This is a genomic window from Tunicatimonas sp. (assembly GCF_049647865.1).
Classification (GTDB): Bacteria; Bacteroidota; Bacteroidia; order Cytophagales; family Cyclobacteriaceae; genus Tunicatimonas.
On sequence record NZ_JBARYM010000417.1, the window covers coordinates 1 to 17,325 of the forward strand.

The 17,325-nt window shown below is 43.9% G+C and carries 11 protein-coding genes; 2 read left to right on the forward strand and 9 right to left on the reverse strand.

Annotated elements, in window-relative coordinates; all coding sequences use genetic code 11:
* Positions 1-154 precede the first annotated feature (154 nt).
* The 3 genes from WBA23_RS12480 to WBA23_RS12490 are packed head-to-tail and all read right to left on the reverse strand — an operon-like array spanning position 155 to position 3,100.
* Positions 155-1,243 carry a BamA/TamA family outer membrane protein gene (locus WBA23_RS12480; protein ID WP_424582610.1) on the reverse strand — a complete coding sequence of 363 codons (1,089 nt, stop codon included), beginning with the start codon at positions 1,241-1,243 and terminating at the stop codon, positions 155-157.
* Complete coding sequence (locus tag WBA23_RS12485) at positions 1,240-1,686, reverse strand: nucleoside deaminase (protein WP_424582611.1); 447 nt, start codon at positions 1,684-1,686, stop codon at positions 1,240-1,242. The genes WBA23_RS12480 and WBA23_RS12485 overlap by 4 nt, the downstream gene beginning before the upstream one ends.
* Before the next feature lie 22 nt (positions 1,687-1,708).
* Positions 1,709-3,100 carry a putative collagen-binding domain-containing protein gene (locus WBA23_RS12490; protein ID WP_424582612.1) on the reverse strand — a complete coding sequence of 464 codons (1,392 nt, stop codon included), beginning with the start codon at positions 3,098-3,100 and terminating at the stop codon, positions 1,709-1,711.
* A 167-nt stretch (positions 3,101-3,267) separates the two neighbouring features.
* Between WBA23_RS12490 and WBA23_RS12495 the strand changes: the two genes are divergently transcribed.
* Both WBA23_RS12495 and WBA23_RS12500 read left to right on the forward strand, forming a co-directional pair.
* Positions 3,268-3,606, forward strand: coding sequence for a DUF2834 domain-containing protein (locus tag WBA23_RS12495; RefSeq protein ID WP_424582613.1), 339 nt, complete (start codon positions 3,268-3,270; stop codon positions 3,604-3,606).
* 406 nt (positions 3,607-4,012) lie between these two features.
* Positions 4,013-5,308 carry a hypothetical protein gene (locus tag WBA23_RS12500; protein ID WP_424582614.1) on the forward strand — a complete coding sequence of 432 codons (1,296 nt, stop codon included), beginning with the start codon at positions 4,013-4,015 and terminating at the stop codon, positions 5,306-5,308.
* A gap of 173 nt (positions 5,309-5,481) precedes the next feature.
* Here the strand turns inward: WBA23_RS12500 and WBA23_RS12505 are convergent, their stop codons facing one another.
* From WBA23_RS12505 to WBA23_RS12530, 6 genes are all read right to left on the reverse strand, one after another.
* Entirely contained in the window at positions 5,482-6,114 is a 633-nt protein-coding gene (locus WBA23_RS12505; protein ID WP_424582615.1) for a hypothetical protein, read from the reverse strand.
* 13 nt (positions 6,115-6,127) lie between these two features.
* Entirely contained in the window at positions 6,128-7,867 is a 1,740-nt protein-coding gene (locus tag WBA23_RS12510; protein ID WP_424582616.1) for a SusD/RagB family nutrient-binding outer membrane lipoprotein, read from the reverse strand.
* 12 nt (positions 7,868-7,879) lie between these two features.
* Positions 7,880-11,230: a SusC/RagA family TonB-linked outer membrane protein gene (locus WBA23_RS12515; protein WP_424582617.1), complete on the reverse strand. Its 3,351-nt coding sequence runs from the start codon at positions 11,228-11,230 to the stop codon at positions 7,880-7,882.
* Between the two features lie 425 nt (positions 11,231-11,655).
* Complete coding sequence (locus tag WBA23_RS12520; RefSeq protein WP_424582618.1) at positions 11,656-12,885, reverse strand: hypothetical protein; 1,230 nt, start codon at positions 12,883-12,885, stop codon at positions 11,656-11,658.
* Positions 12,886-12,911: 26 nt separating this feature from the next.
* The gene (locus WBA23_RS12525; protein ID WP_424582619.1) at positions 12,912-14,531 is read right to left on the reverse strand and encodes a SusD/RagB family nutrient-binding outer membrane lipoprotein; all 1,620 of its coding nucleotides are present in this window, start codon (positions 14,529-14,531) and stop codon (positions 12,912-12,914) included.
* A gap of 20 nt (positions 14,532-14,551) precedes the next feature.
* Positions 14,552-17,325, reverse strand: a 2,774-nt coding sequence (locus WBA23_RS12530; protein WP_424582620.1) for a SusC/RagA family TonB-linked outer membrane protein, incomplete at its 5' end; no start/stop codon positions are given.

Below are 17,325 nucleotides of genomic sequence, written 5' to 3' on the forward strand. Positions count from 1 at the left end.
GTTTTACGGTGCTTCTACTAGCCATTCGATCAATAACTACAATCAATATTAGGTTGCAATATAGAAATAACTTTTTATGACTATTTACCATATTAAAACCTAGATTTTATTGGATTGCACAAAAAAATGTTAGCAGTTGCTAAGGTTCTTCTTTTTAAAAAGCCTCGCCAATTGTCAAATAGTAGCCGCTGGTTCCTTGACCAAACCCAGCGTCTATACGAACGTTAATTTTTTTCTCTGTATCCAGCATAAAGCGTAAACCAGCACCTCCAGCTAGTAAAAAATTATTCAGGCTGAAGTCAGTAATTTGAGGAGCCACCCCACCGTAGCCCAGAAAAGCCACGGCCCCAATTCGCCAGAATAGCGGACTACGGTAGGCTACCTGACCTAGTAGTAAATTTTTATCGCGAAAGCGCCCCTCGAAGTAACCACGCAGTTTTCTTCCGCCTCCCAGTGCGGCTAGCAAGTGGAAAGGAGGTTCGCCCCGCTGGAACACGCCGTAGCCATTTAGCGCAATCACATGGTTCCAGGAAGTAGTGAAATAGGTACTGGCATCTACTGCAAAAGTGGTGTAGTTGAAGTCACTCCCGGTCCAGGTATTGTCGTGCTGAAGAGAAGTTTCTACGTACCAGCCCCGCCCTGGGAAGAACACATTATCGCGAGAATCATAAATAGAAACTATGCCCGGACTGGAGTTAAGCCCACCCTGATTGCCCGTAATATTTTCGTTAGCTAATAACCCATCCGAATCTACTTCGGTAATCTTATAGTTTTCAAACCAGTAACGCAGCCCTAAAAATAAATTTTTATGCAATCGCCTTAACCAATTGAGCCGAATGCGGGGGAAATCTACTTCATAGAATTCTTGAGCGTCTAACGGTGCCGGATTACCAATACCGTAAAACTGGTACACGTACTGGTAATACCCGATTTCTCCGTAGCTGAAGTACCGGTTCTGATCCCACCGAATTTGAAACGGAGCGTACAGCAGTAGCTGTTGTTGTAGAGTATACACGGCAATAGCTTGAATCTGAGAGTCAGCGGTATCGCCTGGAATTCGGAAAGCGTATATTCCTGCCCCACCAAAGCCCCAACTGGTTTCAGGCGCAAAAAAGGCAACTGGTAAGGCGAAGACCCGGTTTTTAGGGTTATCTTGGTTAACCGAATCAGCTTGCTGCGCAAATACAGTATTTCCCAAGATCATCCCAACCAGTAGTACTTTTGCTATCAGTATTAATCTCACCTACGCATTCTTTTAAAAAACGATTGAAGCAATTCACCACATGCGGTCGCCATTACCCCGGAAGTTACGAATGTTTTTTTGTGAGGAATGTCGTGGTGGTAGCAGGTGTAGCCTTTTTTTGCATCGGATGCTCCGTACACCAACCCTCCCAATTGCGACCAATGGATGGCACCGGCACACATCACGCAGGGTTCTAACGTAACGAAGAGGGAGCATTCTGGCAAATACTTCGCCCCAAAGTAGTTGAAGGCAGCAGTGAGTGCCAGCATCTCCGCGTGAGCGGTAGGGTCGTTCAATTGTTCGGTCTGATTATACGCCCGAGCAACTATCCGATGGTTAGCTACCACAATGGCTCCCACGGGAATTTCACCTTCTTGGTAAGCTTGCTCCGCTAATTGCAGTGCTTGCTGCATGTATTCTTCGTGAGTGCGTTCTCCAATCAACTTGCTATACGATAGTAATTCATTATTCAGGTTCTTCGGTAATCAGTGCCACCCAATTACCTGCTTCAGGGGGACTAATATTAACCATTTCTTCGGTATCTATTTCAGTAGCTTCGGTCCATTCCGAAGTTAGTACGTTTAACCAGCGAACGGCACCGACTGCTTTTATTTTCTTTAAATTGAGGGTAACCTCACCATTTTTCGGAAAATAAATGGCATACGCTTCGCCGCCAACTGCTCGAGCATAAGCTTCATTCTCATCTCGCTCGCTAAGTAGCTGCGTTGCGGGTTCGGCGGAAAAGTGATCGTAGGCATCGGTAAGCATTCGCATACTTTTGATCACTGCTTGGGCGGTATCGCCTAATCCTAAACCCGAAGGCGGGCGATGAAAACGAGTGGATGCCGCTCCGAGCAGCACATTACGCACAAATCGCTCAATAGCATCTTGGTTGTCGTGTCCGAATTTATTGCCATTGGCTCCGTACACCTTAATATTGTTTACCGGGCGGGGTTGGTCTGACTGGTGAATCCGCTGAATTTGGCGTAATCCATTATCCCAGTGCAGTTGCCTCTTGTTATGATTGTTCTGCGAAATATCTACAAAAGCGTAGGTTTCAGGATAATCGATGGTAGACCGATGCGCTACGTGATCCAGATCCCAGGGGTCCCACATTTCGGTAGTGTACACTGCTTTACTGTACTGTTCCTGCGCTACACTCTTAATGTACTTCGACCAGAAAGCTCCCCAGTCGGCAGTGACCGAAGTTTCATTATCCATGCAGTACAGCACGTGGTTATGATCTAAAGAATAACTCAGTAATTTATCTACATAGGCTTGTTGGTACTCTAGTACTTTGAACAAGCTCATTTGCGAGGGCACCGACCGGAAGAAATTATTTTCGGTATAAATTGGATGCGTGGCCACTACCGTATCCAGTTTAGACCGCTGAGCATTATAGTTTACATTGTTTTTAGGATTAAACGGGTTAACACTCCAGTTGTCTCGATAGAAATCGAAGGTAGCCCACACCTCAATTTGTACCACAATGTCTCGCTCAGCAGTTTCTTCAAGAAACCTCGCGAAGCGGTTCCAGTACTCATTGTTCCACGTATCTAAATCATACAATCCGTCCGCTTTCTTGCCAAACGCCCACACATTCCCTTCGTCGCGGCTCGACATGGTGCAACGAACGTAATTCCCTCCGGCTGCCTGAAGTTGATCTAGGTGCTCACCTAATCCATCAATCTGAAACAAATTGTCTTCCACTGAGCCACCTAACAACAGTACGGTTTCTCCATTGTACGCCCAGAATTCTGGATTTTCCTGACTAATTGATATACCAGACTGGTTAGCGTTTTGACCGAATCCGCTAGTTGCCCACAATAGGCTTAGTAGTAATAGAAGTAGTCGCATTGTTCACTTACTATTCTTGAGTTTGAATGCTCAAAGTAGTAAAAATTATGCAAGTATTATTTTTTCTAATACACTTGCACTGAATTACTATAAGCTACGCCAAAGATATGTATTGTCTCTCGCTCTGTTATATTTACGCAAAGAAGTACTAAGTTAAAATGACTCTTATGAAACTATCTTATGTGTATTTAGCCATGGCGATTATCGGAGCCGTGCTCCCTTACTACCAGTTATTTCAATTCATTGCTGAGAACGGTTGGGGACTGATGGAGTATATTGAGCAGCTATTTATTAACGATGCTTCCAGTATGGTAGCCATTGATTTGCTCATATCTTGTGTTGTCTTCTGGATTTTTCTGTACTTCGAGGGGCATCGTTTACAAATTCCCAAGCTCTGGATATACGTAGTTATTCACATCTTTATTGGACTTTCGGCTGCTTTACCGTTATTTTTGTACGCTCGGGAACGCAAGTCGGCCGGTAAGAAAGCAACTTATGCATCTTAAATAAAAAAGAGGCTGCCTCATAAAATGACTTATGAGACAGCCTCAAAGGTAGAAAAGTTTTTCCACCTTTGAGGCTGCAATAGTTATCGTTAAGAAAACGATCTTACTCTTTAAGTTCAATCAAGTCTGTCATCTCCCGGATCCGGCCGCTTTGGTAATTTATCTTTACCATTATTACAATTACCTGTGCAGGGCTCTGAGTCATAAGAATCGTCACCAAAATTGCAAGCTTTTGCAACATCATATGCATAAAGAGGTAATAGCCGACAATATTCTTCCTTGCTCTAATACATTTCCGTCCATAATATCCAAATTGTGAAAAATAGCGGATACACTCTATCCTGGACCAAATATTTTTTGCATTTTTACTATCATTTACATTTAAATCAATGATAATATTGGCTGCATGAAAGTACGCATTCTTTACGTAATTGGTCTGCATATTCTGCTCTTAGGAATGTACTTGGAGAGTTTCGCTCAAGACAAGATTACGTTCAATCAACACATCGCACCTATTGTTCATACCAACTGTACACCCTGCCACCGCCCTGGCGAAGCAGGCCCTTTCTCCCTGATCACCTACGAAGACGTTGCCAAACGGGCTGAATTCATCAAAAAGGTTACTCAAAGCCGTTACATGCCCCCTTGGCACGCTGATCCTGAATTTAGCCACTTCCTGAACGAAAGACGCCTTACCCAACAAGAGATTAATCTTATTACCCTGTGGGTTAACCAAGGTGCCCCAGAAGGTAAAAAAAAGCACCGTCCCCAACTTCCCAATTACGATGCTGGAAGCCACTTAAGAGCAAAGCCCGATTTAGTCCTGACTATGGATACTCCTTTTCAAATTCCAGATACGGGTACGGAAGAATTCCGATTTTTCAACCTACCTACCAAACTTCCTGAAGATAAATGGATCAAAGCCATTGAGTTTCGCCCGGGGAATCGCCGCTACGTACACCACAGCCGAATTATGGTAGATACGACCAATGCCATCCGGGGGATTGATGGTTTGTCGGAAACCGATCCTCGTGTGTACGAATTTCAGGAAACACCACTTGTTGATGAATTTATGTACGGTTGGGTGCCGGGTAATTTTCCCGTTTATTATCCAAAAGGAACCGCCCGCAAATTATTCAAGAACAGTGATTTAATCGTAAATATTCATTATGCTCCTTCTTCGGTTAAGGCGGAAGATCAATCTAGTGTTCTCTTTTACTTCACCGATGAACCGATTGAGCGAGAAGTAAAAACGCTGGGATTAGTAGAACGGAATATTAGTAATTTACCTTTTTTGATTCCGGCCAATGGGAAGAAAACTTTTTATTTGCGATCTAAGGTACTCGAAGCACCAATAGACATCATTTCGGTACTGCCCCATATGCACTTTTTGGGCAAGAACTTCCGTTCGTTTGCTATCACTCCTAGCGGTGAAATAATTCCTTTAGTGAAGATCAACGACTGGGATTTTAACTGGCAGACCACTTATCTGTACGAAGAACTACTTCGCATCCCAAAAGGATCGGTCATATACGCCGAAGCCACTTACGACAATACCGAAGAGAACCCGGCCAATCCGAATTATCCACCCCAAGATGTAACCTACGGTTGGAATACTACCGATGAAATGTGCAATTTAATCATCTACTACGTAGATGCCAGCAATGAAGAGCAAGCGGCCACGAAGGACGTCTGGGATTAGGATTTCAAAATTCGCTACTAGTTATAGAATGATTTTCCAGAGAATATCCATTAACGAACCTTCGCAATTGGGTTAACAAGCTAGAAGATTGCTCATTTTCTAGAGCATTTAAAAAAACAAACCCCACACCTTGCGGCGTGGGGTTCATCATTTAGGAGTGTTGTGGTAGAACCTTAGATTTTAGTAGGAATAAAGAGTTCACAGAATTCTCCTTCAAAGCTAAACCCACCACAGTAGTCGTTACCGGGTAGTCCAATTTCCCGAACAGTACCGGAGTTGTTGGCATCAATGGTATACTCATAGCGAATGCGGAAAACACCAATAGAGTCTGTATCCAAAGCACTATCAGTATTCACATTCAAAGATGCTGGATCAGTAATACCAAACAGGCCAAATAATTGATCCTGTGATACATTCAGGGTGACCGGACTATCATTTAGTTCTGGACCAAAAGAAAGCAACGTTTGACGTTCACCGTAATCTCCAAGTGGTGGCTTGAACTCGGCGTACAATTCACCACCAATGAGTGTAGAAGTTACTCCCTCACGACCAGTAAAGTAAGCATGTCCGTTAGAATCCCCATCAAAATCCTCCGCTTCTAGAATAAAATCGTAAGTATCGCTGGTGTTCAAAGTCAAAGTATCGGCTTCTAGCGTTTTGGCATCACTACCATCTGCTGTTTTAGCCAATAACATTACAGGTACAATAAAATCAGGTGTTCTGATCACGTCTTCGTTTTCACACCCGAAAAAGCCAGTAGCCAGAAAGGCTAGCAAGCTGGTAAATACAATATATTTCTTAGTCATGATTTATCACAGTTTAGTTATTGCCATCAAAGCGTCGTGGATAAGCCTTGGTATCCCAAAATACTGGGGAAGTTTGCCAAGGAACATCCGACTGCCGGAAGGCATTAGGGTTAGTATTTATTTCATCCTGCGGGAAAGGCAACCGCTTAGGATAAGGATTAGTAGGAATAATTGACATAGAAGCGTTAGCATTATCGGCAGTTAATGCCAACGGAAGCTTAGTTCTACGCATCAGGTTGTAAGCTTCTACCGGGTTTCCGAATAAAGAAATCTGGAACTGGGCTGCCCAAACATCCTGCTTACTACCTAATAGTGTAGTAGGCTCAGTATTGTCGGGGGCTGCATCATAAATGGCCAAAGTATTGTTAACATAGGCGGCTACATCGTCGGCACTTGGCACGAAAGCAGCGTCGGCGCTAACCCCCGCTCTCCCAGGAAAAGCTTGCACTTCAGCAATGTGCGCTTCCATGGCCTGTTGCAGCAGGTCACGAGGATCACCTGAGTTTGCCCCGTAGAACAAAGCAGCTTCCGCTAACCAGAACTTCACCATAGAGTTGGTAATCATAGGCACAATACCTGCACCCGTACCATCGCTTTGCCCTACGGATAATCCTGAATCGTTGTCAAATAACCCGCCAGCAGGATAGACTCCAAAAGTGGTTCTTGCCCCATCGTCGTTAGGAATACCAGTTCCGTCTCCGTGATCACGACCAACGTAACCATTCCCCTGGTAGCCGTAAGCACAGGTAGATTGCCAGGTAGTTTCATCATTAAAACGGGCTCCATAACCAAAGCAAGGAAAATCATCCCGAACCACTTTAGCTCCATCGGCGGTAGGATCAAAGTCTAAAATCTGACGGTAGAAATAGTAGCGGGTTCGCGGGTCTACTGAACCGAAGCCACCGGTATTGTTTAACATGCGAGCCATCAGGCTATTACTCATGTAGTACGTTTTAGTAGCAAAGTAATGATTTTGATGCCAACGATGACGATTCTCAGGCGCAAGTGTGCTTCCGTATTGAAATTCAAAATTATCACTATTGCTATCAATCAGATTCCCGTTACTCGCTAGCGATTCTATTTGCCCTACAGCACTGGCGTCTCCTCCATTGGCTAAGTTAATGAGCATTCTTAGCTTCAAGCTATTGCCCATTTTTATCCACTTATCTACGTCACCGTCATAAATCAGGTCGGAACTCGGGGTGGGGACATCTTCAGGAAGGACACTCAGTTCACCCAGTGCTTCATCAATCAGACTGATTACCTTAGGATAAACTACCGCGCCTTCTTCCCACGTAGGTTCATTGAACTCAGTGTTAACCGCTTCATCAAAAGGAGCAGCTCCCCACATATCTATAAGAATGGAGTAGATGTAAGCCTTCTGTAATTTAGCAATGGCTGCATGAGCCGGTAAGTCAGCTTCTGGTGCTGAAGTAATCACCTGATCTAAGTTTACCAAGCCTAAGGTAAATAAGTTATCCCAGGCATTATTAAACAAAGCTCCACCAAGTTCATATTGGCTATCGGTAGATTCGTAGATCTGAGCAATAGGTCCAACTTCTCCCAAACGGGTAGTATGGACGATAACAGTTGAATAGGCAACCTGAGCCGAAGGGAAAAGCAAATCTATACTTGGGTTTACCGGTTCGTTGGGATTATCATTAATGTCCAGAAAATCCTCACCACAAGAGGTAGTTAACAGCAGAGCCATACTCATGGTACTTACTGTAAATAATTTATATAATAATTTCATTAGATTTCAGATTTAAAACGTCAGTGAAATATTCACACCATATCTTCTAGTAGTGGGTATACCCATTAGTTCCAGACCTTGAGTAGGCCCGTTCTGTACACCAAGTCCACTCACTTCAGGATCCATGTTCAGGGCATCCGGGAAATTAGGCGCGTTGAACCATAGGTTTCGACCTGAGAGCCTAATACTAGCCGAACCAAAAGGGAGATTTTCTAACAAACCAGCAGGCAAGGTGTAACCTAATGTTACTTCACGCAGACGAATGGTAGTTCTATCGTACACAGAGGCCCAGTCGGCTCCACCAGCAGCCCATCCATTAAAGAAAACGAAGTCATTACGAGGTAATATTACGTTGGTAGGCTGAATGTTTCCACCATCATCCAAGATAGGACCACTCACGTTACCTAAAATACCAGGGTCAGGTAAAATTGGGGTTCTATCGGTCAGGAACGGTTCATTCAGTACCCCTCGGCTACGCATTTGGTCGGCAGCAAGTGAATACATATCGCCACCGGCATGGTAGTCAACCAGCACGCTCATGGTGATGCCCTTGAAACTCAGCGTATTGGTTACCCCCAGTATATAATCAGGGTTCGGATCACCAATAACCTGTACATCTGGATTAATTACCGGCTTACCGCTTAACGGGTTTACTAAAGGTACCCCTTCGTTACCTACTTCTCCGGTAGCCTCATTGTAGCGCAGCCAGTCTTCACCAATAATTACACCAGCAGGAAGGCCAGGACGGTGGGCAATAGCCAGGGTAGTTGTTCCGTCAACAACTACTTGCTCTAAATCACCCAAATCCAAAATTTCGTTACGGTTACGAGTATAAGCAGCAAAGATGTTCCAAGTAAAGCCATTTGGCAGAGCCACCGGAGTTACATCTAAACCAATTTCAATACCTCTATTCTGAACTTCACCTAAGTTAGTTACCCGAGTTCCAAAACCAGTTGAGGCAGGTACATTAATCGTTACAATCTGATCGGTAGAGCGCCGGTCGTAGTAAGTAAAATCAAGTCCGATCCGATTTGAAAAGAACCTCATTTCCGTACCAACTTCGTACTCAGTAGTAAATTCAGGACTTAGCTCAGGCTCTGCTTTTCTTCGGTTAGCATTAACACTATTGGTATTCAGGAAAGGGAACTGCGCATTTAGACCGGTAAAACCGATGTTATCATTAATGCGGAAAGTGTTTTGCGTTAAATACGGGTTAGCCTCGTTACCCACCCGGGAAATACCACCTCGTAATTTAAAGTAGTCCCAGAAACTAGGCATATTGAGCACTTCACTAACTACAAAGGAGGCACTGGTTCCAGGGTAGAAATAACTTCTTTCTTCAACCGGTAGGGTAGATGACCAGTCGTTACGAGCCACTATGTTTAAAAAGGCAAAGTCTCGATAAGAAAAGGACAAATCTCCAAACACTGCCTGGAAACGCTGCCGTTCAAAAATATCACGACGAATAACCTGAGCACTAGTGTTCTGGATATTAGAGATAGTTCGGTCAATAATTCCCAACCCTTCAATAGTTTGCTGTTCAAAGGTACGCTGGTTTACGTTGTGTCCTAAGATAGCACGGATGTTAAAATCGGTGGTAACTTGCTTGTCTAAAGTAATCAACAGTGTACCATCCAATTCCCCACGGAAAATATCATCAACGTTATACGCTCCTGCAGGAATATTCTCTCCCCTGGCAGGAACCAAGGAGGAACGGCGATCAGTGTAGGTATTGAAACCAGCTTGGTAAGAAACGGTTAACCAATCAGTAATATCGTATCCAAACTGCGCCTTACCAAATGCCCGGCTAACTTCGCTGTTAATAGGGGCAAATTCAGCTACCCAGTAAGGGTTATCAAAACCATTACGGTAGTAAATGCTACCACCAGTACGAGGATTTACATAAGGATTATTAGTTAAGTCGTAGGTAGGACTCATTAAGTACAGCATACTAATCAGTGACGATCCTGGATCACCGGCACCAAGTATTTCAGCCCCTTGCTGAGCGGTACGCTGATTGGTTTCAACGTAGGTTACACTACCGTTAATGAAAATACCATTGTCGAGTTGGGCACGACCACCAAAGCTAACACTGGTACGATCCAATTCAGAAAATGGAATGATACCCTCGTTATCAGTTCGGGAAATACCCGCAGTAAGTGACGTTTTTTCCCCCCCCGCATTAACCGTTACCGAATTCTCGAAAAGAATGCCATCTCGCCAAAAATTTTCCCAGTTATCCGTATTAGGAAGAACCTGATTAGGAACCTCCCCAATCTCTGGATAAATATCTGCTGCAAATAAGTCATTATTTGCGTTATTATACTTGCGCAGCGGCGGTAGTACCGAAAAAGGATCACCATTATCGCCTACACCAGCGTCTAGCCACCGATTAACATCCTCGTAGCGAGGTCCCCAGGTACCGAAGAAACCATTATTGAATACAAAGTTATTAGAACCAAAAGTTGCCCCCTGCGTGTATACATCTTGATATTCAGGATTCATAGCTACTTGCTCAACTGAGAAACCACTGTTAAGGGTAACTTCAAAGCCTTTTTTGCTTCCTGCCTTCCCGGCTTTGGTAGTAATCACAATAACGCCATTTGCAGCGCGAGAACCGTATAAAGCCGCAGCAGATGCTCCTTTCAGTACTGTAATGCTTTCAATTAGATTAGGATCTAGGTCTAATGCCCGATTTGATTGAGGATTACCCTGCGTGAAACCATCGTTTGAAGCCGTAGTTGAGTTATCAAAAGGAATGCCATCTACTACAAAAAGTGGCTGGTTGTTCCCTAACAATGAAGAGTTACCTCGGATAGTGATGTTAGTAGCTGAACCAACACCCCCTCCCGAGCCTTGAATATTTACTCCGGGAATTTTACCAGTCAGGCCACGAACTGCATCGGGCTCAGAAATTTGCTGAACGGCCTCACCCTGTACTTCCGAAACGGCGTAGCCTAGGGCTTTCTTCTCGCGCTCGATACCGATAGCGGTTACCACTACTTCGGATAGTTGGCGGGTGTCGGACGCCATCTGCACATTAACGGTTGATCGACCGTTAATGTCCACATCTTTGGCTTCCAGACCAATAAAGCTGAACGAAAGGGTTTCGGCATTTTCCGGAACGCTGATTCGGTAGTTACCATCAATATCGGTAACCGTTCCTTGCGTAGTTCCTTTTACAATGACGTTTACTCCGGGCAACGTGCTACCATCTTCTTCTGATGTTATTTGCCCGGAAATTGAACGGTCTTGCGCCCATACTTGGGCTGATAATAAGAGTGTCAGGACAAAAATTCCTATTCCCTTCACGAGGGAAAATGGCTGGCCTGACGAGGTGAGTTGTGTAGAATTGTACCTCATAGTTTCACATTTTAGTTTAATTTAACGTATTACACTTATGTATTTTCATATAGTTTCTTATGTCAAAACGGCTATTGCCCTTCTGGCAATAGTGTATATTTATGGACTTAGTATTGTTTGAGGCTATATTGCGACCCTTCGATTTCTTAACAGAATAGCAAAAATATACCTTTGATTTTAAAAAAGAACCTAAAATCTTAAAAATTTGAAAAAAAGAATTTTAATGAATAACAAAATAAAGTTAGGGGTGGCAAGCCTAAAGCCTATTTTTAGAATGGATATATGTGTTTTATCAGTTTATTTTACCACTATAAAGGCAGAAATATACTAATGAAACCTTTCATTAATAATTCCAATTTATAGCTAAAGCAAAAAGCACCTACCAAATTGGCAGGTGCTTTGTACAACTTCTAAAGTAGCTAGAACTACCTCAGTATTTCTAGCACTGGATTATTCGGATCAGCGGTAGCTACGTTGGATGCCAGGTCACTAGCAGTAACAGCTATCACCAATGGCCCTTCGGTTACTTCGCCTTCCCCCCGGGGTTCAAACAAGTAAGTAGCTGTCATTCCTTCGGTACCTAATGCCATGACTGCATTTACCACAGGAACAACACCTTGTCCGCTAATACTAATTGTTGGATCGTCTTGCACCGGTTCAGTGAACATCGCTGTTACAGTAATGGCTAAAGCAGTATCAGTCGCTGGAGCTGAATAGCTTAATGTATAAGTAGGTGCAGTGTTATCTACTGTAATATCAAAACTACCATCGCCCATTGTCTCTGCGCCGTCTTCCGCCGTCTCTACTGCTCCGGTCACCATTATTCCTACATTTGTACTAGCCAAATTGCCAGCAGTAAACGTTGATCGGTATACTGTACTTTCGCTACCATCATCAGTAATAGTTACTACTTCTACCGCGCTTAGCGTTCCTCCATTAACCGTATCTATACTGAGAGTAGGAGCAGTTTGTATTTCACTATCAAACTCTATGTAGACCATCCGGGTTTCTCCTTCTCTTAACGGGGTAGCGTTGACCCCTGCTCGCGAGAAAGAGCTTCCACCTAGTGCTACATCACCGTCTTCGTCAGGTACGAGCGAGAAGTAAGTAGGCATTGGACGAGAATCAGTAAGCTCTATGTCCCAGGACATGGCTGACCGTTGGCCGGCGCTAAAGATATTATTCGTCAGATTGCTAAAGCCAAATGTAGCTCCGTCACCTGCTCGCGTAGTTACTGCTTGGAAGCTGATATCGTCACCTCTTGACATATCGGCTACCTGAATACTTAATGCACTAGCAATTTGGGTACTGGTGATTGATAACGGAACCGGGACATCTTCGGTAAATGAATCTACTATTAAAAGAGATGAGTAATTATCTACATCGCTAGATGCAGGATTTAGTGCAACTAGTAGCTCATACTGCTGTACGTTACCCGCTGGGTCTACTATTTCGCCAGTAAGCGTAAAATTACCAAACTGATCAAAAGGTAGATCGCCATCGGCAACTACTTCTGGTGTTTCCTCAAACCGGACAAACGCCCCAATGGAGGCAATACCTTCTTCGTCGGTAAAAGGATTAATAAATTCGTCTTCGCTGTTGCATCCAACAAGGGGCAACAGTACGATTAGACTTCTTACTATATATTTAGTCATTTTTATACAAATTTAATCGTGAGTAATTACCGAAGCTCCGCTGATCCGTCATCCCAGAACACTCTAGTATCTAGAACATTTCCTTCACCTTTCTGAGTGATGTTCTGATTCTGGTTCGCTGCTTTAGCTGGATAGAAGAACGAGCGAATAAATGGACCCGGAGTAGGTTCCAAGGCTAGTTGAATGTTCTCTGGCTTTCCAGTTCGGCGGTACAAGTTATAAGACTCAATACCATTGCCAAATAGTGCTAGGTAATACTCAGTCATAACTACCCCTAGCTTATCATCACTAGTATCGTAGCGATCCATAACAATTGAGACGTATTCCTCGATGGCACCCGGAGTAGGTACGAAAGCAGGATTAGTCACTGCGGCTTCACCAAAGTTGATCACTGTTCGAATTGAGCTACGCACTCCTTGCTCTAATAATGCCCGTGCATCACCGGTAGTCCCTAGAACCAACGCTGATTCAGCTAGCATAAAGTCTACAAACGGGGTCATCATAAAAGGATGAATACCTGCTCCGGCCAATCCGTCGTTAGCGGTTACGTTCACACCTTGGTTAGCATCAAACTTACCGCCTGCTGGGTACGCTCCAAAAACTGTACGTAACAAGTTATCCGGAGGAATACCATCGGTATCTAGGTGATCACGTCCCCAGTACCCACGTCCGAGGAAGTCATTGCAAAATGGCATACCTTCTGGATAGTGAGCTGGCCGAGGTTGCGAAATACACTCCTGTTCGTTGTCATCTGTCGTGTTTCGGAGCGTTTGTCGATAAAAGTAGTACCGGGTACGCGGGTCCACTATTCCCTTTTCAGAAGCTAATAACCACATATAATAGTTAGACTGATAATCAGTTGCCCCGACAATGTAGTTGTCGATAAAGTACTCATGACGGCTATCCGGTGCAGCGGCTTGAGTTCCGTGAGGAAAAGCCCAATGATCGCTTCCCGTAATAAAGTTATTTTCCGCGATTAACGCATTAATTTTAGCAGCTGCTTCACCATCCACCAAGCGAGTGGTAAGATACATTCGTAATTTAAGCGTATTAGCTAAAGCTATCCATTGATCAGTATCCCCATTATAGAAGAGATCCAACGCTGGTCCCCGAGCAGCATCCTGACCGAAGTGGGCAATTGCTTGATCCAAAAGATCTTCAGCTTGGGCGTATACTTCGCTTCCTGGGTCAGGTGTTGGCTGAAGGATTTGAGCATCTAGTGCCTCGCTAAAAGGAATATCTCCGAAGAAATCTACTGCCACCATGAGGGTGTAGGCCTGGATGACCTTAGCAATTCCCATATGGGTAAATAGTTGTTCCTCTTCGCTAATACTAATCAGTTGATTAGCATCGGTCAGAATATTGGTATAGAGCAGTTCCCACTGATCATCATGGCTAGTAGGTTGAACGTAGGAAAAGTACAAATTACCAGCAGGTTCCGCTGCAATCATGCGGGTAACTTCCATCGTTTGGTCAGTTACTTCCCAGAACCAATCCTTCATACCAAATTCTACTGAATTTAGTAAGAAATCAGCACTAGCCGCTTCTGGTGCTAATAGGTTAGGATCTTGCTGGAGATCATCCAGTTCACACGCTGACCCTACTATAAATAGTAGAATGAACGATAAAATTATATTCTTATTCATAATTAATGTCTTAATATTTATTAGAACGTAAGCTTTATAGCAGCACCATATCGGCGGGCGGTAGGTCCGGTTAGGAAATCAAATCCTAGCCCGTTTCCTCCAGCATTCAAGCTGGTTACGTCGGTGTCAAAATTGATGTGCTCAGGAAAGTTAAGCGCTCGGAACCATAGGTTGTTACCAATCAAGTTAAATGATACTGACCCAAAAGGAGTATTTTCTAGAACAGAAGCTGGTAAGCTGTACCCCAGTGAAATTTCACGCAGTCGTACGGTAGTTCCGTCGTAGATAAATACTTCGTCAGGTCCGCCCACGAAGGTACTAAACCCTAGGTTCGTAGCGGTAATCATCTGTCGGTTAGGATTTCCTTCCCCGTCCACACCGTCAAGCACATAAGTTTGGGTACGATCAAAGTCAGTATCCTCAGTAATTCCCCGACCAATTAGTGTATTAGCAGTAATTGAGTAGATATCACCACCCTTGCGGTAGTCCCACTGCATGTTTAGGCTAAACCCTTTCCAACTTACCGTATTAAATATAGAAGTAATAAAATCCGGGTTAGGGTCACCAATTACATCGGGGTTAGGGTCTTGCTGATAAAGTCCATCGCTACCAATAATAGGGATACCGGCTTCGTTACGAAGAATTGTAGAACCCACGATAGCATTAAATGGCTCTCCCGGGCGAGCAAAGTTTCCTAAATTAGAGAATCCTGCTACAACTACTTCTTCTAATCCTGACCCTAATTCTTCTACAGTAGTTTCATACGCAAAGAAGTTAGCACTGATATCCCACGTAAAGTTAGCGGTGGATACTGGCTGGGCGTTTAGTTCTAGCTCTATTCCCCGATTCTCTATCTCTCCTAAGTTTAGGAAAGTAAAGGAATACCCAGTGGAAGGATCAATAGGTGCTTGCGTAATTAGGTCTTTAGTGATTTTTCGATAAACCGTAGCACTAAATCCTAAACGGTTATTAAACCACTCAGTTTCTACTCCTGCCTCCCACTCTTGATGCCTTTCAGGTTTAAGGTCAAAATTGCCCAAGGTAGCCGTAGCTCCGTTATCACTGTTTCCTAAGTTCACCGCATTACTGTTAGTAATTACGTTCGTACCATCAGCGGCTACAAACGCTAAGCCTGATCTAAGCACGTTACGCGTTTGGTACGGATCAGGAAAACCAGCTGATTGACCAAAGCCTACGCGGATCTTCATATAATTTAGGGCGTTACCCTGGATATCAAAGGCTGAAGTAGGGATAAATGAAGCACTAAGGCTAGGGTAGAGTATTGAACGATTTTCTTGCTCTAACATAGAGGCCCAGTCGCTACGAATAGCCCCTCTTAGAAATATAAAGTCGCGGTAGTCAAAAGTAGCTTCTCCATAAGCTGCTAAAATACGCTCTTCAGTACGACGCTGTGTATTTAACCCTGAAAAACTGTTAAAGGGCGAGTAGCTCGTAAAGTTCGAGTGGTTGATAAAATCAAATACAATCTGATTTTGGCTCTCAATACCTCGACGCTCAAATATGTCTTGTCGGTAGTTTCCTCCTACAATTAAGCTTACATTAATATCGTCGTTAATCTGACGACTGGCGGTAAGCACAAGGTCTTGATTCCAGATAGTATTAACAATATCGTTGGTACGTAGTATTCCAGGCGTCACGGTAGGCTGAGTGTTACTACCTTTGTTGATATACCACTCTTGGCGCTCACCGTAAGTATCTAGTCCCATTCGGTATTGTATGTTGATTCCTTCAGCTATATCGTACAGTAGCCCAATTTTTCCGAAAAAGCGATTCACATCACTTAGCGTACGAGAGTACCGGGCTGTCCAGTTAGGATTAGTAATATCGTTACCACTACGGTAGTAGACCGGACGTCCATCTACCGGGGCAATAAATGGTAAGTTAGCTAAATCCACATTACGGGGAGTGTAGAACACATCACCAAAAATAGATTCGCCCTGCCCTGTAGCACTACTACCCAAACTAGCACTAATTGGCGGAGTTTGCATATCAGTGATTGCTACGTTAAACGAGCTATTCAGTGATAACTTGTTTGATAAGAATGCATTACCGCCTACTCCGAAGTTAAACTTCTCTAATGAATTATTGGGGGTAAACCCTTCGTCGCGGGTATAAGAAAATGTAGTGCTGTAATTTACGTTCTCTCCCGTTCCTCTAATGTTTAAAGATGTATTTATAACGCTACCTCTACGGAAAAACGCACTGGGATCTTCGTATGCTCGGTATGCGTAGGGTTGATCTTGGAACTCCGGAAACTGATCGCGCAAAGTAGGATCAGACAAACGACTTAATGGGTGTACAGTATTTCCTTCCGCATCAATGCCTCGTTGTCCACGAGTGTTGAAGTTAGGGCCCCAGTTACTAAAGAAAAACCCAAAGTTTTGGTGAAACCCACCTCCGTAGTTGTTCTGGTAGTCCGGCAGCGAAGCAATTTCGTTAATGAAGTATGACTGGTTAAGTGTTACCGCCATTTTTTCATTTACGGCTCCGCCCTGTCCGTTCTTAGTCGTAATTAGAATTACACCGTTTCTTCCTTGCTCGCCGTATAGTGTAGCAGCACTAAGTCCTTTTAGTACATTGACATCAGCAATATTATTGGGGTCTAAGTCGAGAAACCGACTAGACGTACCCAGTGCTCCTTGTTGGAAGTCGTTAGTACTATTATCTGAGTTAGTAGCCGAGTTGAACGGTACACCGTCTACTACAAATAGAGGTTGGTTAGAACCACTGATGGACGAGTAGCCTCGAATAACAATATTGGTTCCACTACCAC